The 23,194-nt window shown below is 59.3% G+C and carries 19 protein-coding genes, 1 tRNA gene, 1 other RNA gene and 1 pseudogene; 12 read left to right on the forward strand and 10 right to left on the reverse strand.

The window, feature by feature from the left end; all coding sequences use genetic code 11:
* From QM649_RS11815 to QM649_RS11825, 3 genes are all read right to left on the reverse strand, one after another.
* Positions 1–664, reverse strand: a 664-nt coding sequence (locus QM649_RS11815) for a trans-sulfuration enzyme family protein (protein ID WP_415199248.1), incomplete at its 3' end; no start/stop codon positions are given.
* 225 nt (positions 665–889) lie between these two features.
* Positions 890–2,605 carry an ATP-binding protein gene (locus tag QM649_RS11820; protein WP_415199249.1) on the reverse strand — a complete coding sequence of 572 codons (1,716 nt, stop codon included), beginning with the start codon at positions 2,603–2,605 and terminating at the stop codon, positions 890–892.
* A 155-nt stretch (positions 2,606–2,760) separates the two neighbouring features.
* Positions 2,761–4,218, reverse strand: coding sequence for an MFS transporter (locus QM649_RS11825; RefSeq protein WP_415199250.1), 1,458 nt, complete (start codon positions 4,216–4,218; stop codon positions 2,761–2,763).
* A 236-nt stretch (positions 4,219–4,454) separates the two neighbouring features.
* Here QM649_RS11825 and QM649_RS11830 point away from each other — a divergent pair, with 236 nt between their 5' ends.
* Entirely contained in the window at positions 4,455–6,386 is a 1,932-nt protein-coding gene (locus QM649_RS11830) for a transketolase C-terminal domain-containing protein (protein WP_415199251.1), read from the forward strand.
* Positions 6,387–6,833: 447 nt separating this feature from the next.
* On the opposite strand, the gene ssrA is transcribed toward QM649_RS11830, so the two are convergent.
* Positions 6,834–7,186, reverse strand: a transfer-messenger RNA (tmRNA) gene (gene ssrA / locus QM649_RS11835).
* A gap of 156 nt (positions 7,187–7,342) precedes the next feature.
* On the opposite strand from ssrA, the gene QM649_RS11840 reads away from it, so the two are divergent.
* From QM649_RS11840 to QM649_RS11855, 4 genes are all read left to right on the forward strand, one after another.
* On the forward strand, positions 7,343–7,933 hold the full coding sequence (locus QM649_RS11840; RefSeq protein ID WP_415199252.1) for a TIGR03435 family protein: 591 nt from the start codon (positions 7,343–7,345) through the stop codon (positions 7,931–7,933).
* The gene (locus QM649_RS11845) at positions 7,930–8,166 is read left to right on the forward strand and encodes a TIGR03435 family protein (protein ID WP_415199253.1); all 237 of its coding nucleotides are present in this window, start codon (positions 7,930–7,932) and stop codon (positions 8,164–8,166) included. The genes QM649_RS11840 and QM649_RS11845 overlap by 4 nt, the downstream gene beginning before the upstream one ends.
* A 55-nt stretch (positions 8,167–8,221) precedes the next feature.
* Positions 8,222–8,968, forward strand: coding sequence for a transferase (locus tag QM649_RS11850; RefSeq protein ID WP_415199254.1), 747 nt, complete (start codon positions 8,222–8,224; stop codon positions 8,966–8,968).
* An 87-nt stretch (positions 8,969–9,055) separates the two neighbouring features.
* Positions 9,056–9,670 (forward strand): hypothetical protein, encoded by a 615-nt coding sequence (locus QM649_RS11855; protein WP_415199255.1) that lies wholly within the window; start codon positions 9,056–9,058, stop codon positions 9,668–9,670.
* A gap of 280 nt (positions 9,671–9,950) precedes the next feature.
* On the opposite strand, the gene QM649_RS11860 is transcribed toward QM649_RS11855, so the two are convergent.
* Positions 9,951–11,363, reverse strand: coding sequence for an amidohydrolase family protein (locus tag QM649_RS11860; RefSeq protein WP_415199256.1), 1,413 nt, complete (start codon positions 11,361–11,363; stop codon positions 9,951–9,953).
* 115 nt (positions 11,364–11,478) lie between these two features.
* Here QM649_RS11860 and QM649_RS11865 point away from each other — a divergent pair, with 115 nt between their 5' ends.
* Both QM649_RS11865 and QM649_RS11870 read left to right on the forward strand, forming a co-directional pair.
* A complete protein-coding gene (locus QM649_RS11865) occupies positions 11,479–12,609 on the forward strand; it encodes a DegT/DnrJ/EryC1/StrS family aminotransferase (protein WP_415199257.1) in 1,131 nt (376 codons plus the stop codon).
* A 475-nt stretch (positions 12,610–13,084) separates the two neighbouring features.
* Positions 13,085–13,348 carry a hypothetical protein gene (locus tag QM649_RS11870; protein WP_415199258.1) on the forward strand — a complete coding sequence of 88 codons (264 nt, stop codon included), beginning with the start codon at positions 13,085–13,087 and terminating at the stop codon, positions 13,346–13,348.
* A 408-nt stretch (positions 13,349–13,756) separates the two neighbouring features.
* On the opposite strand, the gene QM649_RS11875 is transcribed toward QM649_RS11870, so the two are convergent.
* From QM649_RS11875 to QM649_RS11885, 3 genes and pseudogenes are all read right to left on the reverse strand, one after another.
* Positions 13,757–14,182: a MarR family winged helix-turn-helix transcriptional regulator gene (locus tag QM649_RS11875; protein ID WP_415199259.1), complete on the reverse strand. Its 426-nt coding sequence runs from the start codon at positions 14,180–14,182 to the stop codon at positions 13,757–13,759.
* 83 nt (positions 14,183–14,265) lie between these two features.
* On the reverse strand, positions 14,266–14,586 hold the full coding sequence (locus QM649_RS11880; protein ID WP_415199260.1) for a pirin-like C-terminal cupin domain-containing protein: 321 nt from the start codon (positions 14,584–14,586) through the stop codon (positions 14,266–14,268).
* A gap of 280 nt (positions 14,587–14,866) precedes the next feature.
* Positions 14,867–15,169, reverse strand: a pseudogene (locus tag QM649_RS11885) (pirin family protein); the annotation flags it as partial.
* A gap of 282 nt (positions 15,170–15,451) precedes the next feature.
* On the opposite strand from QM649_RS11885, the gene QM649_RS11890 reads away from it, so the two are divergent.
* Positions 15,452–15,538, forward strand: a tRNA-Leu gene (locus QM649_RS11890).
* Between the two features lie 271 nt (positions 15,539–15,809).
* Here QM649_RS11890 and QM649_RS11895 read toward each other — a convergent pair.
* Entirely contained in the window at positions 15,810–16,736 is a 927-nt protein-coding gene (locus QM649_RS11895) for a glycosyltransferase (RefSeq protein ID WP_415199261.1), read from the reverse strand.
* 344 nt (positions 16,737–17,080) lie between these two features.
* Between QM649_RS11895 and QM649_RS11900 the strand changes: the two genes are divergently transcribed.
* The 4 genes from QM649_RS11900 (at position 17,081) to QM649_RS11915 (ending at position 21,881) form a co-directional block, all read left to right on the forward strand.
* Positions 17,081–18,979: an HAD-IIIC family phosphatase gene (locus QM649_RS11900; RefSeq protein WP_415199262.1), complete on the forward strand. Its 1,899-nt coding sequence runs from the start codon at positions 17,081–17,083 to the stop codon at positions 18,977–18,979.
* On the forward strand, positions 18,945–19,193 hold the full coding sequence (locus QM649_RS11905) for an acyl carrier protein (RefSeq protein WP_415199263.1): 249 nt from the start codon (positions 18,945–18,947) through the stop codon (positions 19,191–19,193). The genes QM649_RS11900 and QM649_RS11905 overlap by 35 nt, the downstream gene beginning before the upstream one ends.
* Positions 19,194–19,303: 110 nt before the next feature.
* Positions 19,304–20,278, forward strand: coding sequence for a hypothetical protein (locus QM649_RS11910; RefSeq protein WP_415199264.1), 975 nt, complete (start codon positions 19,304–19,306; stop codon positions 20,276–20,278).
* 88 nt (positions 20,279–20,366) lie between these two features.
* Positions 20,367–21,881, forward strand: coding sequence for an MBOAT family O-acyltransferase (locus tag QM649_RS11915; protein WP_415199265.1), 1,515 nt, complete (start codon positions 20,367–20,369; stop codon positions 21,879–21,881).
* 101 nt (positions 21,882–21,982) lie between these two features.
* Here QM649_RS11915 and QM649_RS11920 read toward each other — a convergent pair whose 3' ends face one another.
* The gene (locus tag QM649_RS11920; protein ID WP_415199266.1) at positions 21,983–23,173 is read right to left on the reverse strand and encodes an acyltransferase family protein; all 1,191 of its coding nucleotides are present in this window, start codon (positions 23,171–23,173) and stop codon (positions 21,983–21,985) included.
* Between the last annotated feature and the right edge of the window lie 21 nt (positions 23,174–23,194).

Genomic DNA, 23,194 nt, shown 5'->3' on the forward strand with positions numbered 1-23,194 from the left:
TCGCGTCTTTTCCGTCCTGCCGATCGGCGGGCTTGCGCATATTCGATGCGTTCATATTGGTCGTCGAGAGCATCGAGATGTCCGCGCCGAGATCGAGGCAGTTCTGCAGCAGCGGCGTCAGAAAGGTGTTGTCGACCGCGAGCAGGATGTTCTGGTGCGAGTGCGCGAGGTCGGCGATGGCGCGGATGTCGGTAAGGCGCAGCGTGGGGTTCGCCGGCGTCTCGATGAAGATGAGCCGGGTATTCGGCCGGATCGCACGCTCTGTCGCCTCGACCGAAGCGGTATCGACGAAGCTGAACTCCACGCCGAAGTGCGTGAGCACCTGGTGGAAGAGGCGCGCCGTGCCGCCGTAGATCACCTCGGAGAGGATGACATGGTCGCCCGCATGCAGCAGGCCCATACACAGCGTGGTGATGGCCGACATACCGGAGCGGAAGCACAGCGCCTGCGCCGTGCCCTCGATGGCCGCGATCGCCTGCTCCAGCGCGTTGACCGTCGGGTTCGCGCCGCGCGTATAGCCGTATCCCTTGGTGACGCCGACGCTCTCGTGGATGTAGGTCGCCGTCTGGTGAATCGGGAAGAGGATCGAATTCGACTGCTTTTCGTAGCTGCGATTCGAGTGAATGACGAGCGTAGAGGGATCAAATTCCGGTCGGTCTTGCACGCATGCTCCTTGGGATCTCATCGCTCCTTCGGAAAGCCCGGGGACCAACATGACCCATCCCCTCCAGAATACAATGCAGGTCCATCCGGAAGCTCGTCCCGAGGCCCGTCAGGGCGCTTCCGGCAGGGTGCTGGAAGCGGGTCTCGGGCGTATCGAACGAAAGCTCTATGGGATAGCAGAATGGAGCGCAATCCGGTCGAAAGGACTGGCGTAATTGCCTGGCTTTTAGCGCGTAACCGCGTCAAAGGGCAGGAAGACGCTGAAGACGGTTCCGTGGCGTTCGGGCGCGGGGCTGGTGCGCAGCCGGATGGTGCCCCCATGCCGGTCGACGATATCCTTGCTGACCCACAGACCCAGGCCGGTTCCATGCGTGGCCTTGGTCGTGAAAAATGGCTCGAAGATACGCTTGAGGGCGTCGGCGGAAATGCCCGGTCCGATATCCGCGACCGTGAAGACGATGCCCCGCGAGCCGCTGGGCCAGTGCGTGCTTTCGCGTGTCCGGATGGTCAGCGTACCGGGATGCGAGTTCATCGCGTCGAGCGAGTTGGCGATCAGGTTCGCGAGCACCTGGCGAATCTCGCCATCGAAGCACCGCAGGGGGCGTCGCGCACGGAGGCGGGTAGAGACCTGTACGGGGGAGTTGCGAAGACGCCCGACGTACACATTCAGCACTTCCTCGACCAGCGCCGAGGCATCGATCTCTTGCGGACTGCTCGACTGGCGATGGAAGCGGAGCGTTTGCGCCGTGATCGCGGAGACCCTGCGCAGCTCCGCCTCGGCGGTATCGAGGTAGCCCCGGACCTCCTCCAGGTCGCCGCTCGAGCGGGCGAGGTAGAGCAGGTTCGTCACTGATTCGAGAGGGTTGTTGATCTCATGCGCGATGGAGGCCGCGAGCCGTCCGGCCGCCGCCAGCTTCTCTGTCTGGATGAGCGCCTTTTCGGCCTTCTTCTGCTGCGTAACCTCCTGGGACGCGGCGGTGATGCCCTGGATTCTGCCGTCGGGACCATAGACAGGAAAGTAGCTGACGGCCCAGTAGCGATAGTCGGAGGGATCGGTGACGAGCGTGCCTTCGAGGGGGAAGTTGATCACCGGCTCGCCCTGCACCACCTGGTCGAAGAGCTCGCGAAGGCCGGGGATCGGCGCCATCTGGGTGAGGGTTTTACCCACCACCTGTTCCGGCTTGAGTCCGAAGAACGCCGCCTGCCGCTCGTTCAGGCGGAGATAGTGGTAATCGTTCAGGTCGAAGTATGCGAGGCCGATGGGCGCGGTGTCATAGATGGTCTTCAGTTCGGCGTGCTGGCGCTCGCTTTCCGCCGACTTGCGCCGCAGCTCCTCGCGATCGGCCTCGAGTGCTCGCACCACGCGTCCCCGCTCCATCGACTCCCAGCAGCGTGCGGCCACCGAGGCGACCAGCGCCACTTCCTGCGGATGCCACTGCCGCGGCTCGCGGGTATGGATGGCGAGGATGGCCCTGAGCCGGTCGTCCTTCATGAGCGGATAGGAGATGGTCGCCTGCACGCCCGCGGCGCGAAAGGTAGCAATGCCCGCGGCGCACTGCGGATCGGCCTCGGCATCCTCCACGATGAAAGGGTGGCCCGTGGTCAGCAGGTCGTAGGCGGAGCTGGAGAACTGGTGCAGCGTGTACTCGCCGACCATGGACGGCAATCCATCGGTGAAGTTGCCGATGACGGCGAGGTGGTCCTGGTCATGATCGACCTCGGCGTAGGCGCAGCGATTCACCTTCAGGTAGCGGCCCAGGAGGCTGGCGGCTCGATGCGTAATCTCTACCGGGTCGGTGGCTGCGCGCGTGGCGGCATCGATCTCTGCGAGAAGATTTTCACGCGCCTGCAGGTGTTTCAGTTCGAGCTGGAGATGGAGAAAGCGCGGGTCGGTGTCGAGATTGGACTGAGGATCGGAGTAAGGTTCAGGGGCCGCGGGCATAACAGTCTCTTTAGTTGCAGAATCACTGCTATCTCGTTGGATCGCCTCAGGTTGCAGGGGTTGGATATCCCGAAATTCCTCCGCCCCTGACCGCTCCATGAGCCGTTCCGTAGCTGAGTATATACAGGAGTCGCGGCACCCTGATCGCGGTGAAGTTATCGGCTCTGCAGCGGCTTTGAGACCGACTCCAGCGACCGGCCCGCCGCCTCCACGCCGAAAGCGATCTCACAGATAGCCGCGCCGAACATCAGCACCGCGCCCAATCCGTAGCCGAGCGCCACCGGCAGGCGCGAATGCGTCTCGATCAGCGCGCCGAAGAGCACCGGCGCTCCCACGCCCCCGGCCAGCGTGCCCAGCGCATAGAACACGGCGATGGCGAAGGCGCGCAGCTCCAGAGGAAATATCTCGCTCACCGTCAGGTATGCCGCGCTCGCCGCCGACGAGGCAATGAAGAAGATCAGCGTGAAGCCGATGCCGACGCCCCGCATGCCGAGCGATCCGGTCGCGAAAGGAATTGCGGTGCCTGCCAGCAGCAGCCCCGCGAGCCCGTAGGTGATCGCGATCATCTTCTTGCGGCCCACCGTATCGAAGAGCCGTCCGATGGTGACCGGCCCGAGAAAGCTGGCGATGGCAAACGGCAGCAGGCGCTTCGGAATATCGCTGTCGCTCACCTGGAAGAAGGTTTTCGCGACCAGACCGTAGCTGAAGAAGATCGCGTTAAAGAAGAAGGCCTGCGCCACCATCAGCACCAGCCCCAGCACACTGCGGATGCGATTCTCCCCGAGCATGTTGCCGAAGATCGCCTTCCACGGGGTGTGGTCGCGCACGGCGATCTTCAGCGATTCGCCCTCGGGCTTCGGCAGCCTGCCTGCATCGCCATGCGAGGCGGCTGCTTCGATCTGCTCCACCACCGCTCGCGCCTGCTCTTCGCGCCCGCGCAGCATCAGCCAGCGCGGACTCTCCGGAACCGACAGCCGCAGCAGGAAGATCACCACGCCCAGCACGCCTCCCACGCCGAAGGCATAGCGCCAGCCATGGTCGCCCAGCGCCGGATGCTGCCCGCCCAGCAGATAGATCGCAACCAACCCACCGACGGTGCCGCCGATCCAGAAGGTGCCGTTCACAATCAGATCGACGGTGCCGCGTATCCGGCCGGGGATCAGTTCATCCACCGCCGAGTTGATTGCCGCATACTCGCCGCCGATGCCGACGCCGGTCACAAAACGAAAGAGCGCAAAGGAGAAGAAGCTCCATGAGAACGCACTGCACAGCGTCGCCAGCGAGTATGTGGCCACGGTGACGAGAAACAGCTTGCGCCGCCCGAGGCGGTCCGTGAGCCAGCCGAAGAGCAGCGCGCCGAAGACGGCGCCGGCAAGATAGGTTGTCGCCGCGGCAGTGACCTGCTTGTCGGTAAGCGAAAGCCCGTGCGGCGAGGTGAGGATGCCGGCGAGTGAGCCGACCAGCGTCACCTCCAGCCCGTCCAGCAGCCACGAGGTGCCGAGCGCGGTCAGGATCCGCATGTGCCACGACGACCACGGCAGCCGGTCCAGCCGCTGCGGAATGTCGGTTTCGATCGTCTGTTCCTGCTGTGCTTCCGCAATCGACACGGTCACCTCTCGCGCTGCGGCGGTATCATCGTCACGCCGTCATCGTCCCTTCACCCTGATATCAGGATGAGTGCACGGGCTCTTCGGGATGTGCCGCGGCGGGCCTCTTTTCTTTCCTGCGATCAAACGGCCTGGTCTTTTGGGGCCGCGCGTCCACTGCTTCATGCATGCAACCAATCCTCCCCGGCGGAAGTCCCATCGATAAGGGCAGCCATGCCGAGGCGAAGAATCAGGAGAATGCAATGTCGACAGCCGTAGAAACCGTTGTAGAGAAGTTTCCGATCGATCTCAGCAAGCTCAAACCGCTCAAGCTCGACCCCGCAAACAGCACGCTCACCGAGGAACAGAAATCCACGCTGAAAGACAACATCCAGCTTTGTCGTGACGCGATCGTTTTCTTCACCGCACTCGCAGGCGCAAAGGGATTGTCCGGCCACACCGGCGGCGCGTATGACACCGTGCCCGAAGTCATGATCATCCGCGCCTTCATCGAAAACGGCACGCCGATTGTGCCCATCTTCTATGACGAGGCCGGTCACCGCGTCGCGACGCAGTATCTGCTCAGTGTGCTGAATGGCGCGATGCCCGCCGAGAAGCTATTGCACTATCGCGAATATGAGAGCGGCCTTCCCGGCCATCCGGAAAAGAAGCTCACGCCCGGCGTAGAGTTCAGCTCAGGCCGCCTCGGCCACATGTGGGCCTTCGTCAACGGCGTTGCGCTGGCGCATCCCGGCAAGGCCGTGATCCTGCTCGGTTCGGACGGCAGCCAGATGGAAGGCGACAATGCCGAAGCCGCGCGTCTCACCGTGGGCAAGCAGCTGAACGTGAAGATTCTCGTCGACGACAACAACGTGACCATCGCCGGTCATCCGCAGGAATACATGACCGGCTACGATCTCAGCCGCACGCTCTCCGGCTATGGCCTCACCACCGAGACGACCATGGGCGAGGACATCGACGCGCTCTACATCGACCTGTGTCGCGCCTTTGCCGACAATCGTCCGCACGGTCTCGTCATCAAGCGGCCCATGGCGCCGGGGATCAAAGGCGCTGAAGGCAGCCCGCATGCGCACGAAGTGCTGAAGACCGATGTGGCTGTCGAATATCTCCAGGCCCGCGGCTGTGACAAGGCCGTGGAGCTGCTGAAGGCTGCCAAGCCCGACAAGAGCCCTCTCACCTTCAAAGGCTCGTCCGGCGTAGGCAAGAACCGCGATGATTTCGGCAAGATCATCAATGAAATCCTCGATGGCCTGAGCGAGGAGGAGCGCCTCGCCAGCGTGCGCGTCTTCGACAACGATCTCGAAGGCTCATGCGGCCTGCACCACATCCGCAAGGCGCATCCCGAAGTCTTCGTGCGCGGCGGCATCATGGAGCGCGGCAACTTCTCGGCGGCTGCTGGCTTCGGCGCAAGCGAGGGCAAGCAGGGCATCTACGCCACCTTCAGCGCCTTCCTCGAGATGTGCATCAGCGAGATCACCATGTCCCGCCTGAACTTCTCGAATGTGCTCGCGCACTTCAGCCATAGCGGCGTCGACGACATGGCCGACAACACCTGCCACTTCGGCATCAACAGCATGTACGCCGACGGCGGCGTGAAGCCCGGCCACGGCGGCGAAGACACGACGCGCCTCTATTTCCCTGTCGATCAGCACCAGTTTGCAGCCTGCGTGAAGCGCATCTATCACGATCCCGGCCTGCGCTTCCTCTTCACCAACCGCGCGCCCGTGCCGGATATCCTCGGCGAAGATGGGCAGCCGCTCTACAAGGGCAAACCCTTCGAACCAGGCGTTGATTACGTTGTCCGCGAAGCCAAGGCCGGTGGCGGCTATGTCGTAGCCATGGGCGAGACCGTCTACCGCGCGCTCGATGCGGTCATCACGTTGCAGGAGAGCGGCACGGATGTGGGACTCATCAACAAGCCCACGCTCAACGTCATCGATCACACCATGCTGAAGAAGCTCGCGGCTGCGCCTTTCGTGCTCGTCGCGGAAGGCTGGAACGTGAAGACCGGCCTCGGAAGCCGCTTCGGCAGCTATCTGCTGGAAGCAGGCTTCAAGGGCAAGTACAAGCACATCGGTGTACACGTGGAAGGCGGCGGCGGCCTGTGGCAGCAGATGGGTCACCAGGGCCTGGATTCCGAAGGCATCCAGAAAGCCATCAAGACGCTGTTGTAACGAGCGTTCATTCAGCACCGACGAACACCAATACCAAAGCCGCCACCCCTGGAAGAGATCGGAGTGGCGGCTGCTTTTCTGGCTTAAATATAGATAGAAGTTTTACTCGACGGGGCGACGCCATGGCCAGTCGGGGATTGGAACAACAAATCGTTCCTGCCCATTGGCGGCGTAGCGGACCTCATGAGTTATCCAGCGAATAGGGAGCTTGAAAGGGTGCAGGCGCAGATCAGGGAAGTAATCCTTGGATTGAGGCAGTATCTACCTTTTGAGCAGATTGCTTGCCCCAATCGCGTCCTGCTTGAAAGTGATGGAATGCACGGAGTAAAGCTGCGTGGCGCATCGCATCGGCGTTATTCAGGAATTCTGGCTTGTCGAGGCAATTCCAATCCGATGCGTCACAATCAGCTTAATGTATGCGCTAAAGTCCGTATCCGGTCTTACGCATGGTGGAGGCGGCGGGAGTCGAACCCGCGTCCGAAATCGTAGTCAGCAAAGAGAGGCTCCATGCTCAGTCCTGTTCCGAAGGTTTCGCTTTGCGCGCTCAGAACGGACAAGATGCGCGCATTGCTAGTCCGTGGATCTCGCCTCTAGCGCCCGTACCCAGCGATAGAAGCCAGCCTACTGTGCGACGTCCTCTCGAAGCCCATAGGCAAAGCCGCGGAGGACGGCAACTTAATTAATTAAGCTGCGAGTGCGAATTGTGGTTCGGCACTTGTGTTTTTGTGAGCGATTACGGGTGCACACACCCCGGCATGCCTCTTTACCGCTGACGATCCCGTCGAAACCGTGACGCCCCCACTTGGAAGTGGGAATCCCTGTAACTCCAGGGTCTCTACCAGCTGTGTTTCTATTCTACTTCCTTTCGCCTGACTCTGTGGGAACCCTTCGCCGGCATTCAGCAGACAGCACGGATCACGGAACTTCCGCTTTTCCGGCTTCGTAACCATGGCAGCATGGCTGCGCGCCTGATTGCCGCTATCTCCTTCGCCTTTCTGCTCCTCGCAGCGGGCTGCCCGATGCCGTCCATCGCTCTGCCGGCGGCTCAATCCTCAGCGCAATCTCCGGTCTCGCCGCCCGGCGCGAACCCGCCACTCATGAAGTTCGAAGTTACCTCGATCCGCCCGCATCTTTCCGGACCCAACGATCCATCGAATCGCCGGATGCTTCCCGGAGGACGCTTTGTCGCCACCGCGACTTCCGTCCGCACCCTGATTCGCATCGCGTTCGGCGCCGACGACCGTCAGATTGCAGGTGCGCCGGGCTGGATCGACAGCCAGCTCTTCGATATTGCCGCCACCACCGTGAATCGCGCGGACGTGACCACGCCGGAACAGTTTCAGGCGCTCATCCTTTCCCTGCTCGAAGACCGCTTCCAGTTCCAGTTTCATCGCGAGCAGAAGGAAGGCCCGATCTATTGGCTTGAGGTCGAGAAGCCCGGCAGACTTGGGCCCGCCGTCAAGGCAAGTGCTCCCGCCTCTCAGCCCAATATGAGTTCCAGCTTCGACGGCGCGAGGAAGGTCCTGCGGGCGTCGAAATGTCCATGACCGATCTCGCCGCCGCGCTTCGCCGCCAGGCCGATCGCCCGGTAGAGGATCACACCGGTGTGAGCGGCAGCTTCGACTTCCACATGGAATGGTCTCCCGACGAAATCCCCGATTCGACCAATCCATCCCTGTTCACTGCACTCAAAGAGCAGCTGGGGCTCAAGCTCCAACCCGCCAAAGGCAGCATTCCGCTATTTGTCATCGATCGCATCGCTCCGCCCTCGCCGGATTGATCGTAGCCATCGGCGGCATTCGCGTGTTGAAACCGCGGCGTAGGATAAGACACGAATGCCCTCGAAGAAGACCCGCACGCAGCTTCCCGCTCCAGACCCATCGGCCCATCCGGTTCCATCCGTCTCCGAGAAGAACGGCGTGCTCACCATGCACTTCCAGGCGGAATACGTGCAGAGCCAGATGCTGTCCGCCGATCCCGGTTTTCTCACGCTGGCCTATGCCCGCAACATGATGGCCTTCGAGCAGCTCACGCCCGATGCCCGCAGCATCGCGCTCATCGGCCTCGGCGGCGGCGGGCTCGCCAAGTGGATCCATCGCCACCATCCCCGCGCAAAGATCACGGTCGTCGAGATCAATCCCCACGTCATCGCGCTGCGCGACCGGTTTCACATCCCGCCCGATTCGCGCCGCTTCCGCATCCTGTGCGCGGATGGCATCGATTTCGTCGTGGAGCAGGCAAAGGATCTCGATGTACTGCTCGTCGATGGCTTCGATCTCGACAGCGTGCCCGACGCGCTCTGTTCCGTCTACTTCTACAGCGCCTGCTATCGCGCGCTCTCAGCCAATGGGCTGCTGGTGGTGAACCTCTGCGGATACAACCGGCGCATCGCGCAGGCCCGCCTGCGCAGAATCTTCGCCGGCCGCATCCTCTCCGCGCGGGATAAGAACGGCAACACGGTCGTCTATGCCTGCAAGGGAGACCTGTTATGGCCAAAGAATGCGACCGGCACCTTTCTCTCGCAGGCGCGGATTGCCTTCGAAAAGAAACACGCCCTCGCCAGGGCGCTCAAGCCCATCTAAACTTTTGTGCATAGTCTCGCGCGCGGATGCTGCCGTCGAAGCGCGCTTTAGCGTTGGTTGGGTCGAATTCGCTCTTGGATTGTTGACATGATCTGGATGGGGAGTCAGCGCGGGCTACTCACGGACTGGATGACCCAGCAGTGGGTGCGAGCAACAGGCAGAAAACTGAAGCTGGCCGAGCATCGATGGCTCGAAGGCCCCGTGGGGGGAACCCGGGTCATCGGGAGTGCTTTCTTTGAGGAACATGCTCTCCGCAACGGGTATGAACTTATCCAGACCGGCGTTCGCGGGCTCATCCCTTCTTTCCGCGCGTTGGATAACGCCGATAGCCTGCATGCCGTGTCGGAGCAGGTGCGGCAGTTCTATGAGAGAACATCTGAATTTGAGTTGGATGCATGGTCTGAGTGGTGCGGATTCTTCCGCCCTTTTGGCCGTGCGTTAGGGGTTCTGTTTGCGCGCCGCCTTCAACAATTGAATGTCCCTCTCTCCGCTCTCGATTCGGCAAAGGGCATGAGCAGTGATGTTGTCCAGGTGCAGGATCCCCAAACGCGAGAGATCCTTCACACGGCCTGGGTTCGCAGGCTCCATGCTACCGGCAATGTCCTTTATGCGGGAGCTTATTCAGTCGTTCATGTTCCAGGTCATCCGAATCCTTGCGTAAAGTGGTTTTTCCTCTACCGAATGGGGACGCCATCGTGCTGATGAAAGTCGTAGCTCATCCGGATGGCTCCCTGGCCCTTCAATCGATGGGCAATTCATTTGGCTCCCCGGGTTTTTATTTCGTCGTACAGGGAGAGCACGGCATGATTTGGGCCAGATATATCAAGGGCCTTAAAGAGGAGATCCTTGTCTATCGGGCCGAAACAGGGACAGTCCGAGCCGATCATCGGCTCTGGTTTCTAAGGAAAGAATTTCTTCGTCTGCACTACCGCATGAGAGCTCGCAGTTGAGTTCTCATGCGGCAGCGTCTATCGAAATACAGCTAGTCCCCGCACTCGGCCAGCGGCGCCAGCTTGCGTCCCCATTCATTGAGCGCCACGCTCAGCTTGGTCTCGAGCTCGCCGAAGGACAGCGCTCCGTCGCTCGGGCCTGGCGGCTCTACCTCTACCGCTTCGCCGCACACCGTGGCAGTGTTCATCGTCGGACCATTGTGCTTTTGCGTGGAGAACAGGTGAGGGCTGCCATAGATCGTTTCGCCGCGTGAAACCACCAGTTGCACATCGCGCGCGTCCGAATGCACGATGCTCCAGTACGCATCCTTGCCGGGATACTCTTCATGCGGGCGCAGCACCACCACGTCGCCCTCTGCGCCCGGGATCAGCACGCCCAGATGGCCGCTCATGCCCACCAGCGCCGCCGCGCCGCTCGTCGCCATGTCCACAAGTTCGCGGTCGGTAAAGACTGGCGTCGTCTGCGCCATGTTCCATGCCGCGGCAAAGTTCAACTCGGCCAGCGTGCCGTCACTGCCGGTCGGGCTCCAGTCCGGCGCGATGGCCAGCGTCACGCCCGCGGCCTTTGCTGCCGCCACGTCCGCGGTGCCGCCGTAGAGCTCGATATTGCTGCGCGGCGACCAGATGAGCCCCACGCCCGCCGTCGCCATCTCGCGAAAGTTGTCCGGCGTAAGCGCGGCGCCGTGGATCACCGAAACGCCCGTGCGCAGCAGGCCGCGCCCCTTGAGCATCTGGAACTCGCGCTCCGCCGAAGCATCGCCCGGCGCGCCCTCGGCCACGTGGATCAGCAGTGCGCCGCCGTGGTCGAGCGAGGTCTTTGCCGTGCCCAGGTCGTCCTCGCTCATCTGGAAGGGAAAGACGTTGTAGATCACGCTGCCCGTGGCCCCGCTTGCGTCGCCTGCGGTCTGCGGGTTCTGATCCTTCACACGTGCATCGAATTCCGGCGTGTCGAGATTGCGCAGCAAACGTCTGCCGCAGTCGCGCTTCGTGCCGCCTACGACGCTGGTTTCGCCCTCGGCCGCGGCCTTCACCTCGGCATACCACTCCATCTCGCACTCGTCGCCCTCGTCTACCAGCGCGCGATGCGGCGCCTCCATGAGCGTGCGATACATGGGCAGCGCCTGCCAGTCATAGCGCGCGCCGAAGCGCTGTGTCGGCCGCCAGCGCGGGAAGACATTCCATGTCAGGTGGTTGTGCAGGTCCACAAATCCGGGCGAGACGATGCCCTTGGTATCGATCCTCCGCGCATTGGCTGGCACGTCGATCTTCTGCCCCACCGCGGTAATCCGCCCATGCTCGATCAGCACCGTCGCGTCCTTCAGCGGGCCCTGCGGCGTGATCACCGTGCCCGTGAGCGCGAGTGGCTGCGTTTGCGCCCGCGCTGCAAGGCAGCAGAAGAACAGCGCCGCGATCGCGGCAAGTGCGCGTGGGGCCAATTGCATCATTCTCATCATCCCGTCCACCTTGCTGAGCATAGCGGCTGAGCGATCCCTTCTTCCACTGGCCGCTGTTGGCAAATGCGGTTCGCAGCCGCATCCCCGAACCTGAGAAAATAAACGCATGGACTTCATCGATCTCAAGGCGCAGTACCGCCGCATCAAGCCCTCTGTCGACGCCCGCATCCACGCTGTTCTCGACCACGGCCAGTACATCCTCGGCCCCGAGGTGCGCGAGCTCGAAGAGCGGCTGGCCGCGCGCATCGGCGCAAAGCACGCCATCTCCTGCTCGAGCGGCACGGATGCGCTGCTGCTCGCGCTGATGGCGCTGGGCATCGGCCCGGGCGATGAAGTCATTACCGTGCCCTTCACCTTCTTCGCTACCGGCGAGATGATCGCGCTGCTCGGCGCCGTGCCCGTCTTCGTTGACATCGATCCGGTCACCTATAACCTCGACCCCGCGAAGATTGAGGCAGCGCTCACACCGCGCACCCGCGCCATCATGCCGGTGAGCCTCTACGGCCAGCCCGCGGAGATGGATGCGATCAATGCCATCGCCGCCGCCCACAGCCTGCCTGTGATCGAAGACGCGGCGCAGAGCTTCGGCGCTCTCTATAAAGGACGCCACTCCGGCAATCTCTCCACCGTCGGCTGTACCAGCTTCTTCCCCTCGAAGCCGCTCGGCGCCTACGGCGATGGCGGCGCGTGCTTCACCAATGACGATGCGCTGGCGACAGCGATGCTTGAGCTGCGCAATCACGGCCAGCAGCGCCGCTACCACCACACGCGCATCGGCATCAACGGCCGCATGGACACGCTGCAGGCCGCGATCCTGCTCGCCAAGCTCAGCGTCTTCGACCAGGAGCTGCTCGAGCGCAATGAGGTCGCCAACCGCTACGCAGCCCTGCTGCGCGATGTGCTGCCTACGCCGAAGATCGCCCCGCACTCCAGCAGCGCCTGGGCGCAGTACACCGTCGAGGTCGACGACCGCGCCACCATCGAAGCCGCGCTGCGCGAGGCCGGCATCCCCACCGCGGTGCACTATCCTGAAGCGCTGCACCTGCAGCCGGTCTTCGCGGATCTCAGCCGCGAGCGCGGCTACGCAGCCGGAAGCTTCCCTGTCTCCGAGCGAGCGGCTGCGCGCGTGCTGAGCCTGCCCATGCATCCCTACCAGACGCCAGGCGACGCACGCCGCGTGACGCAGGCGCTCGAGGCCGCACTGAAGGCTGCGAAGACGCCGGTGAAGGCCGGATAGACCGGTACGAAATCGGGAAGAACCTCGGAAGTACCGGTCCGGACGGTTCTGCCCCGAAAGAATCATTGACAGTCCGGCGCGCTGCGGCAAAAATGGCCTCAAGCGCCGGGCTTTGCAGGCTCGACGCAGGGAACTGGAAAGCTTAGCCTTGCGGACAGCGTTCTCCAGCACCGACTGCGGTTGTCGACCCGCCCCTTCTCCTGCGTGTAGCGCGCACTCCCATCCTATTGCCGCATTTGCCAGGCCTCTTTTCGAGAGCGCTCCCTGCCGGCTCATCGTCGGTTTGCGTAGAGGAGGCGCGCGATTCCTTTTCAGAATCATTTTTCCAGGAGGTTCCGATCTGCCTGCGACCGCGTCTTTCGCGGCCGCGCGCTCATGCTTCAAGCCGTAACCGCAGCCCGTCCTGATCGGCGAGGCAGGCTGCCCCACATCAGCGCCAGATAAGCCAGGCCAGACAAGCCAGCGGAGGAACGACATGGCATCGGAAACGCAATGGCTCGAACAATGGATCCCGGAACAGATGGAGCCGGGCACGCTCTTCGTGCTCGAGAATGCAGGCTCGCTCGGGGACGCGCGCAATCCCTACTGGGCTGTGCTCTCCTGCCCATCCTGCGGCACCCTCGGATTGATTACCCGCTCCCAGTTCCACGGCCGCGAAGCGATGATCTGCGGCGGCGACCACTGCTCGGCCGAATACTACCTCCGCGAAGACCACGTGGAATACCGCAAGCCCCACTAGGACGAAGACGCAGCGAAATTTGTAACGGCGAGAAGTACAAAAGAGCCGGGCTCAGGCCCGGCTCTTTCTATTGTCCGATGCTCTCTACGGTCGGTCCTCTTTGTGGAAAGACCGAATGCATGGATGCCATAAAGCAAGCTTTGTCATCCCGACCGAAGCGAACGAAGTGAGCGCAGTGGAGGGACCTGCGGTTCTCTGGGAACAAGCGAGGATATGGGTGCCCCATCCAAGCTTTGCTTGGGTGGGAGGGCAAAACGGCCGGAAGCTTTTATCCCGAGCAGAGAGCCGCAGATTCCTCCGCTGCGCGAGACAAAAGCGTCTCACTATCGGTCGGAATGACAGATGCTTCTATCTGAGCCCTGAGCCCTGAGCCCTGAGCCCTGAGCCCTGAGCCCTGAGCCCTGAGCCCTACGCTTTTCCCAGCTTCTTGAGCAGTTCCACCAGCGTGGCGCGCTCCTCGCGCGAGAGCACCGCTGCCGCCTGCTCCATGTCGATCGCATGTTCCGCATAGGCCTTTTCGATCAGCCTGCGCCCCTTCGCTGTCAGTTCCACCAGCCGCACGCGCTTGTCGTCCTCCTGCAGACGCCGGGCGACGAGGCCTTTCTCCTGCATGCGGTCGACGGCGGTGGTGATCGATCCGGTCGTCAATTCGACTTTCTCGCCGATCACATTCACCGGCAGCGGACCCTTATGCAGCAGCGCCTCGAGCACACGGAAGTCCGAGTTGCCCAGCCCAACGCGCTCCATGCTCTCTTCCGCCACACGCATCATCGCGCGGTAGCTCTTCCAAAGCACAAGAAAGACGTGCGTGCCTTCCACCTTCTTCATAGCCATGCAATCTCAATCGGGTTCAGGTAGAAATCTTGACGTCAAGGGAATAGATGCTGGCAGACGTAAACAAAAACTACAGCCTGCAGCTATCCCCTGCTTTTCAGAAACTCGCCCGTATGCAGTTCGTGGAAGGCCTGCCGCAGCTCGTCCTGCGTGTTCATCACGATCGGCCCGCGCCACGCCACCGGCTCCTCGAGCGGCTTGCCCGAGACCAGCAGGAAACGCGCACCCTCTTCTCCTGCGCGTACACGGATCTCATCGCCGCGATCGAAGATCACCAGCGAGCGGTTGCCGGCCACCGGACCCTCCTCTTCGCGGCCTACATATTCGGTGAGCACCGCCTGCGGATCGGAGGCCCCGCGAAACTGCGCCTTGCCCGCGAACACATACGCAAAAGCGTTGCGCACCGTTTTCGACAGGGATGGTGCGCTCGCGCCCCGGAGCGAGGGAGATATCGAGATAGACCGGCTCGGCAGCCACGCCTTCCACCGGACCTTTCTTGCCCCAGAAGTCGCCGCAGACCACCTTCACGCGCGTGCCGTCGTCTTCGACAACCTCGGGGATCTCGCCGGCCTTGATCTCCTGGTAGCGTGGCGTGCTCATCTTCATGCGTGATGGCAGGTTGCCCCACAGCTGGAAGCCGTGCATCTGGCCGATCGCATTGCCGCGCGGCATCTCCTGGTGGATGATGCCACTGCCCGCCGTCATCCATTGCACATCGCCTGCGCCGATTACGCCGCGATTCCCAAGCGAATCGCCGTGCTCCACCTCGCCCGCCAGCACATAGGTGATCGTCTCGATGCCGCGATGCGGATGCCAGGGGAATCCCGCCACGTAATCGTGCGGCGCGTCGCCGCGAAAATCATCGAGCATCAGGAAAGGATCGAAGTCGCTCGTATGACCGAATCCGAATGCACGCCGCAGCCGCACCCCCGCGCCTTCCATCGTCTCCTGCGCCTGCGTCAATCTCTTCACCGGCCGAACCGACATCGAATCCCCCTCACGAGCGCCATGCAATATATGGCGAAGCGCCCCTCTATTCCATTTCACCGTGCATATATCTTGATGTCAAGATATATGCACGGGATGCAGATTCTCAATTCTCTGCGTGCGAATCGTCTGTCCCTCTGAGTCTCAGCCGGCAACAGCCTCCGTCTTAAACGGAGGTTCTCAGCTCCTCGAAAAACTCACGCGGGATGCAGGCATTTCCGCAGCGACGTCCGTGCCGGGGGCGGCAAAAGAGCGACTGCAGTTAAAATCATGGATGTACCGGCCCGGATGGCGAAATCGGCAGACGCAGCGGACTTAAAATCCGCGACCCGCAAGGGTGTGGGGGTTCAAGTCCCCCTCCGGGCACCATCGATTGGCAAGCGAGCTGCTCTGGTTACGCCCGTTTGCGAATACCATCGCTGAGACGGCTGAGGCTGTAATATTCGACGACTCACATCCGTGAGGCCTCAGTCCCCGAAACCGGGATACACGTGGACGGCTTGGTGGGATCGACAGCGTCCGCAGCGCTCACTGCATGCGTCGTCGTCATCAGTCACGGAGGCTTTTTCCCTGAGAGGCCGCATCCTGAGCAGGAGACGGCCTTCTTTTCTTAAAGCTAATGGGCCTGCCGTGTGTAGAGTTACACCTGCCCTTCGCTCTTGAGCGAAATATGAGCGTAGCCTTGATAGTTCCCCCAGGCCATGACGGCATCAACGAGGGGCCAGCCTATGGGGGATCCTTTGGGCCGATAAGCCACCGATAGCGGTAGTTTGACCACATCTTTTGCAATGCGGGAGAGGGTTTCCTTCAGAAGCTGTTTGCGTTTGGCTGCGCCTTGCGGATCACCAAAGATTGAGCGATGCTTCTGTGCAAGTATGAAGTTTCGCTCCCCATATTTGTAGCGATGTTCGTAGAGTTCTAACAGCGTAACGGGGTTGCGATGAGCCACAACAGCATCTGGCTCATAGGCGCAACTATATCCTGCAGAGGTGAGCCTTAATCCTAGGTCTGTGTCATCGTGGCCCGCGCTTGCATCGAATCCGCCGACTTCCTCGACTGCAGTTCGGTCAAAGATAGCGTTCGGAGTAGCGGTGTAGCGAACTTTAATATTTGGATTGTTGATCTCAGGCTGTGCTACCCATGCCGGGGGATATCGCTCGACAAGCGTTTGCAGTCTGTAGGGCCTAATATAGCCTCCAATGGCCGCAGTTTTTTCCGGAGCCCCTTGCATTGCTCTTACCAATGAGGCAATCCACTGAGGGGCGGCTACGCAGTCGCTGTCGATGCTTATGATCCACCGGCTTCGGGCTGCGGCAAAGCCAGAGTTGCGAGCGTTACCCGATCCCTTTGCTGAAGCCGTTACAAGGCGCACCAGTGGAAAGTGCTTTGAGATCCACTCTTGACTCCCATCGGTTGAGCCATTATCCGCAACAAGGATCTCAAACTGGCCACGTGGATAGCTTTGGGCTTCCACGCTTGCTAAGCAGTCCCCGATCGTTCGCCGGGAGTTGTAGCAAGGCATGACGACTGAGACAAACGGCTCTTGAGATTCGATCGTAGTGTTCATTGGGCTCGTGGGGCTGGGCAATGGGAGCACTGCTAGATTAACAGCCAGTTTTCGCTTACTGTTCTCGCGAAAATTGAGAAGAAAACAACGGACCGGGAGTGAGGAAATATCTGACCGATTGCCTATGAGTCAGTTCATTTTGAATGAGGTGTCCTCGTCTCCAAGAGAGCAGTTAGCGTCGTTTCATGATTGTAGTGGATGATGCGCGCAAGTAATTAATTGTTGACGAGTGGAAGCGCTTGATTTGTAATGCAGATACACCTCTCGGTTGAGCCTCTCCGATCTAATTCGCTAGAAGCGATAGGCCAAGCACTTCAATTCACACATCTTTTACGGGTGAACGGATGAATTTATCCTGGCTTCCGGAGTCCCCGGAGTGGAATGCCGAGGTCAAGAGCACTCGTGACCTCGAAGCAGAAGCAGCGGCACCGCGTCTTGTCGCTCTCGCGAACGCGCGCATCGATTTCGTCCAGACTGCGAAGCTTGACCGTCTGCTGCAGGGCTTTGGTGACAAGGTCGTTCCTCATCTCAATCGCACCAAGCCGGTGCGTCTGGCGCTGATCGGTTCGTCGACGCTTGCACATCTTGTGCCTGCGATTCGCATCGCTGCGCTGCGTCGCGGCTTCTACGTTGAGATCTTTGAAGGTCACTACGGCTCGTATCTTCAGGAGCTCGCCGACCCCAACTCTGAGCTGTATGCGTTCAAGCCTCATGTCGTTCTGCTTGCGCTCGACGCGCATCATCTGACGGCCGGCGATAGCCCCTCGGCGGAAGCAGCCATGGACCGCATCCGTTCGTGCTGGGAGCTTGCGAAGAATCAGCTCGGCGCTGTCGTGATCCAGCAGACGATTCTGCCCGTGTTTCCCGCATTGCTTGGTGAGAATGAGTACCACATGCCGTCCTCTCCGGCAGCGGTGGTCACGGAGATCAATCATCAGCTCCGCGTCGCCGCGCGTGAAGCCGGAGTTCATCTGCTTGCAGTCGATCAGCTCGCGCAGCAGTATGGCCTGAATGCGCTCTATGATCAGGCGCTGTGGCATCGCTCCAAGCAGGAGATTCACCCCTCGGCTTCCCCCGTATGGGGCGATCATGTTGGACGTCTCCTCGCGGCGCTTCGCGGTCTGTCCTTCAAGTGCCTCGTGCTCGATCTCGACAACACGTGCTGGGGCGGTGTCATCGGGGACGATGGTCTCGAAGGCATTCAGCTCGGCCAGGGCAATGCCGCCGGCGAGGCTTTCGTCGCCTTCCAGAAGTACGCAGCGCAGCTTGCGAGCCGCGGCATCATCCTCGCGGTGTGCTCGAAGAATGACGAAGCGAATGCCAAGGGGCCCTTCGAGAAGCATCCGGACATGGTGCTGCGGCTCAAGGACATCGCATGCTTCGTCGCGAACTGGCAGGACAAGGCCGGCAATCTGCGCCACATCGCGAAGACGCTGAACATCGGCATCGATTCTCTGGTCTTCGCCGATGACAATCCCTTCGAGCGCAACCTGGTTCGCCAGGAATTGCCGATGGTCGCGGTCCCCGAGCTCTCGGAAGATCCGGCGTACTATATCGACGCCATTGCCTCGGCGGGTTACTTCGAAGGCCTTACGCTGACCAGCGAAGATCGCGAGCGCACCCAGCAGTATCAGGCAAACTCCGAACGCGAGCGGCTCAAGGAGTCGGTCACGGACATGGACAGCTATCTGCGCAGTCTGCAGATGCAGATGGTGTGGCTGCCCTTTGAGCCCATCGGCCAGAGCCGCGTCGCACAGCTCATCAACAAGAGCAACCAGTTCAATCTGACCACGCGCCGCTATACCGAAGAAGACGTTGCCGCGCTGATGGGCCGTCCAGATCACCTGACCTTGCAGCTGCGTCTGCTCGACAAGTTCGGCGACAACGGCATGATCGCGGTGATCGTCGGCAAGCCTGCGGAGGACGAAGCCATCGAAATCGATACCTGGCTGATGAGCTGCCGCGTCCTTGGCAGACAGGTGGAAGAGGCGACGCTGAACCTGATTGTGGAGCAGGCCCGGAGCCTGGGCGCGAAGCAACTGATCGGCCGCTATCTCCCTTCAGCGAAGAACGGCATGGTCAAGGAGCACTACGCCAAGCTGGGTTTCACCAACGTAAGCCAGAACGAAGACGGAAGCTCCGAGTGGGTTCTTGATCTGAACTCCTACGGGGCAAAGCCAACCCATATTCAGACTGTAGAGGGAACACTTGACCACCGAGCAGATTTACTCGCAACTCACTGAGATCTTCCGCGACCTGTTTGATGACGAATCCATCGTTCTGACGCCGGAGACCACGGCAACGGACATTCCCGGCTGGGATTCGTTCAATCACATCAACCTTCTCGTGGCGGCAGAGGTAAGGTTTGGCATCAAGTTCAAGACTGCTGAGACAGAGTCGCTGCGCAATGTCGGTCACTTAGTAGAGATTATTGAAACCAAGTTGGCGAAAAAGTAGGGCCGGCACGATTAATCTTTCATCGGACAAATCTTCTTTCAGTTCTCTACTTTGCTGCTGCGCTCTTAATTTGTCTTTTTCTGACCCATTGGTCCTAGAGGACCCTGACGATGGAGATTTCTCCGCAGGCCGAGAACCGTACAGGCATGACCAATAAGTGCCGTTCGGTAGTCCTGTTTGGGCTGGTGATTGCTCTTCCGCTGGTACTGATTATTGTGGCCTTTCCTCTCGTGTCCTCAGCGTTTTTTCAGCGGTACTGTGACAAGCCAGATATTCAACGGATGACCCATCCATTTCTGAGCACACGCCAGCGCTGTGACATCGTCATTTATGGAGATTCCACAGCTGAAGTCGGGTTGGATCCTGTTCGGATTTCTCAGGAAACTCATCTCAGCACTTGCAACGTTGCTGTGACGTTTCCGACTGTCTCGGTTTTAGGAACAGATCCACTGGAGCGGTTTCTTGCTGTACGAGGAAGGCCTCGTTACATCGTATTGTCTTTCGCTCCAGGTAACTTCGTGTATCCGACCCCGAGTCAGGGAGGCTTGGCTTGGGATGGTTTGATCTTGGCAGCTAGGCTTGGCGAGTGGCACCCAATGATGCGGGCGATTATTCAGAATCCGGACCGCATTTTTGCTTTAATTAACTATGCATATCTCGGAGGCTCCCTGGGACTTGCAAAGTCCCTCTTGCGCCATCATGCCTTGATTCCCGGCCCAGAGGATGAAGGGACATATGCCGCCGTTCCAATCGGGCCTTTGGTCTCTTGCGTGCCGACTCGTGCGGCACATTTTCTTCCAGATCAAAGCTATATCGACCACCTGCGTTCCAGCTTCGCGCCTCGGGCGGATCATCTAGTCCTGAATGTTTCACCAACGTCGTCTTGTCTCGATATGTTTCCTAAGTGGTCGGCAGCGCTAGCGCATAGTACGGACAACGGTTTAGCTGCCTACCCGCTGAATATGTTTGCGGATGACTACTATCATTTAACTGGCGCTGGTGCGAAGCGTTACTCAGATACTGTGGCCAAGGAAGTTTTAGCGGATTTAGCCAGCAAAGAAGAAGCAGCCGTAAGGGCACCATAACTACACTTTTGAAGTGTGATTGTGGGATGTATCATCTGGATTAAATCAAGTGCTTAGCAGTATAGAAGATCACGATTGGTGAAGCCCCATGCTTTTTAATTCTGGCATCTTTCTTTTCGCCTTTTTGCCGGTAGCCCTGATCGGCTTTGCGATACTCTCCACTCTTGGGCGTCGCGCCGTGCTGGCATGGCTAGCCTTTGCTTCTGTGGTCTTCTATTCGTGGTGGAATTGGCACTTTGCCTTTGTGCTTGTTGGTTCCGGCGTAGTCAATTTCGCAATCTCGAAGTGCATCGCTGCCTCGGTCTCTGCGGGACGTCGTAAGTTCTGGCTCACTGCGGGGATTTGTATCGATCTCGGCGCGCTGTTCTATTACAAGTATCTCTTCCATGTATTTCAGTTCTTCGATGGGGTCTTTCACGTCCATCATCAGTGGGAATCCATCGCGCTTCCGCTGGGTATCTCGTTCTTCACCTTTACTCAGATCGCATACCTCATCGACCTAGCTCAGGGCGAAGCTGAACCCCAGAGCGTGGTAGAGTACGCGCTCTTTGTCACATTCTTCCCTCATTTGATTGCCGGCCCCATCCTTCACCATCGCGAGATGATGCCGCAGTTCTTGGATAAGAATTACGGACGTCTTCGCAGCGATGACATGCTCGTGGGCCTGAGCTGGTTTGTATTGGGTATGGCAAAGAAGTGTGTGCTTGCCGATCGCCTGGCAAACTTTGCTAATCCTGCATTTGTTGCGAGAACACATCTCGGAGTGGTCGATGCTTGGCTTGGGCTATTCAGCTACTCCTTGCAGTTGTATTTCGACTTTTCGGGTTACTCAGATATGGCCATCGGGCTGGCGCGTATGTTCTCTATCCGCTTCCCGATGAATTTCAATTCGCCGTACAAAGCCAGAAACATCATCGACTTCTGGCAGCGTTGGCATATGACCCTAACCCGCTACCTGACGCTCTATCTCTATAACCCGATCTCGATGTCCGTGAACCGGGCGCGCCTCCAGAAAGGTAAGAAGGTATCGGCGAAGGCTGCGCGCACCGTCGAGGGGTTTACGAGCATGCTCATCTGGCCGACTATGGCCACGATGTTCCTGGTGGGCATCTGGCATGGCGTGGGCACTCAGTTCATGATCTTTGGCCTTGTCCACGGCCTCTTTTTATCCGTGAATCATGGCTGGAGAATCTTCCGCGGCGCTCCAGCGAAGGATGCGAAGCCATCTGTGATCGCGGTGGCAGCGTCTGTATTACTCACCTGGTTCTGTGTGCTGATCGGCCAGGTCTTCTTTCGCGCAGACAGCACTGGTGACGCCATCCGCTACTTTGCGAACATGGCGAATCCGCATACGCTTTCACTTCACCATTTGTCTTTTTATCGTGGTGAAGTGTTGTTGATTCTGGCGGGATTGTTCATTGTCTGGACGATGCCCAATACGCAGCAGATCCTGGGACAGATAGAAAACCCTCAGGAAAAGTATGGGCTTTTTTGCATCAGCTGGAAGCCTACTTTGCGATGGAGTCTGGCGATTGCAATGCTCCTCTTCATCGCATTGCTAAATGCTAGAAATCAGACAGCTTTCTTGTACTTCCAGTTTTAGCCATGCTTGTGCCGCCCAGCGCTCGGCAAAGTGTGATGTAAAGCACGGGAGATATGAGATATGTGCAGATTGCACTTCTTCCAGTCTTAAGGCCCCCATCATTAGTTCAGCGATGGCTCAGCTACTTTGACAGCCGGGAAGCGACGATCTTTCCAGCGTAGCAAAGGCTTTTCGATGAAGTGCCAGGAAAGCCACGCCATGGATATTGTCAATCCGATGGATAGGATTGCCTTTATGATTTCGTGAGGCTGCTTGTGCGTTGCCGTTATAGCTCTATCCACTACAAAGGCAATGATCATATGGAAGAGATACATGCTATAACTGATGGTGCCAATAAATTGGAATGGTCGAGTACGAAGCAGCCGGCTCAACCACCAATCGGAGTTTGACCTTAGTACGAGCAGCCCGATAATACTCGCTGCACCGATGGATATGAAGGTGAGCCCTAGGCTAATAAATAATGGCGCTTGTCGAACGTCAGCTCCGGGCACAGGATGGATGGCAAATACGATTAGCGCAATTGCAAATGCAGCCACAAATGCTGTGGCTTGTAATCCGCGCTCAATCCAGCGCGTCCGGCTAAGCGAAAGCGAATCAAAGTAGATTGCCAGCAACGCTCCGTATAGCAATGCATCGAACCTGGTGATAATGGAGAGATATGCAGCCATCTGTCCGTACTCAAGTCGGATCCAGGCAGAAATAATGCATACCGCGATACCAAACCCTATGACAATGCTTCTGCGAAAATGAAGCACGATGGGAGCCCAGAGTATATAGAAATACTCTTCTACTGAAAGAGACCAATAAATGCTTGTCGCAGAGGAGAGTTTTGGTGCTAGACCCACCTCCCCTGCTTGCAAATGCGGGATGAGACTAGGGATGTGTGTCAGATAGTAGCGAGGATGATTAAGCAAGTCATAGAGAAAGTGGAAATCGTTCGAGTAGAACGCTTGCAGAAAAAATGCTTGATGAAATAAAAATGCACCAGGTGCAAGAGCGTGTCGAGCCACGAAGCTGAGAAGTAGTACAGCCAAAGTCGCAACCAGGTAAGGCGGGGCAATGCGAATCATGCGTCGCGAATAGAAAGTCGTGTACGCATTGTTTTTATGACGTAAGCTGAGAAGGATCCTCGTAATGAGGTAGCCGGACAAGGCAAAGAATATATCTACCCCCACCCATCCATATGTGGGCAATTTCCAGAACAAACTGGAAAAGCCGCGGTAGTGGACGCCAAAAACTAGCAAAATAGCGATTGCGCGCAGGCCGTCAAGTTCGAGAATTCGTTTATTCATGGATGGGCATCTTTAAAGTAG

Source organism: Silvibacterium sp., assembly GCF_047605705.1.
Lineage (GTDB): Bacteria > Acidobacteriota > Terriglobia > Terriglobales > Acidobacteriaceae > Silvibacterium.

Coding starts and splice junctions, on each gene's coding strand:
- QM649_RS11895 (WP_415199261.1), bottom strand. CDS start 16,736: ATGAACACTACGATCGAATCTCAAGAGCCGTTTGTCTCAGTCGTCATG.
- QM649_RS11900 (WP_415199262.1), top strand. CDS start 17,081: ATGAATTTATCCTGGCTTCCGGAGTCCCCGGAGTGGAATGCCGAGGTC.
- QM649_RS11920 (WP_415199266.1), bottom strand. CDS start 23,173: ATGAATAAACGAATTCTCGAACTTGACGGCCTGCGCGCAATCGCTATT.
- QM649_RS11865 (WP_415199257.1), top strand. CDS start 11,479: ATGGACTTCATCGATCTCAAGGCGCAGTACCGCCGCATCAAGCCCTCT.
- QM649_RS11855 (WP_415199255.1), top strand. CDS start 9,056: ATGATCTGGATGGGGAGTCAGCGCGGGCTACTCACGGACTGGATGACC.
- QM649_RS11820 (WP_415199249.1), bottom strand. CDS start 2,605: ATGCCCGCGGCCCCTGAACCTTACTCCGATCCTCAGTCCAATCTCGAC.
- QM649_RS11830 (WP_415199251.1), top strand. CDS start 4,455: ATGTCGACAGCCGTAGAAACCGTTGTAGAGAAGTTTCCGATCGATCTC.
- QM649_RS11845 (WP_415199253.1), top strand. CDS start 7,930: ATGACCGATCTCGCCGCCGCGCTTCGCCGCCAGGCCGATCGCCCGGTA.
- QM649_RS11870 (WP_415199258.1), top strand. CDS start 13,085: ATGGCATCGGAAACGCAATGGCTCGAACAATGGATCCCGGAACAGATG.
- QM649_RS11860 (WP_415199256.1), bottom strand. CDS start 11,363: ATGATGCAATTGGCCCCACGCGCACTTGCCGCGATCGCGGCGCTGTTC.
- QM649_RS11910 (WP_415199264.1), top strand. CDS start 19,304: ATGGAGATTTCTCCGCAGGCCGAGAACCGTACAGGCATGACCAATAAG.
- QM649_RS11850 (WP_415199254.1), top strand. CDS start 8,222: ATGCCCTCGAAGAAGACCCGCACGCAGCTTCCCGCTCCAGACCCATCG.
- QM649_RS11840 (WP_415199252.1), top strand. CDS start 7,343: ATGGCTGCGCGCCTGATTGCCGCTATCTCCTTCGCCTTTCTGCTCCTC.
- QM649_RS11875 (WP_415199259.1), bottom strand. CDS start 14,182: ATGGCTATGAAGAAGGTGGAAGGCACGCACGTCTTTCTTGTGCTTTGG.
- QM649_RS11915 (WP_415199265.1), top strand. CDS start 20,367: ATGCTTTTTAATTCTGGCATCTTTCTTTTCGCCTTTTTGCCGGTAGCC.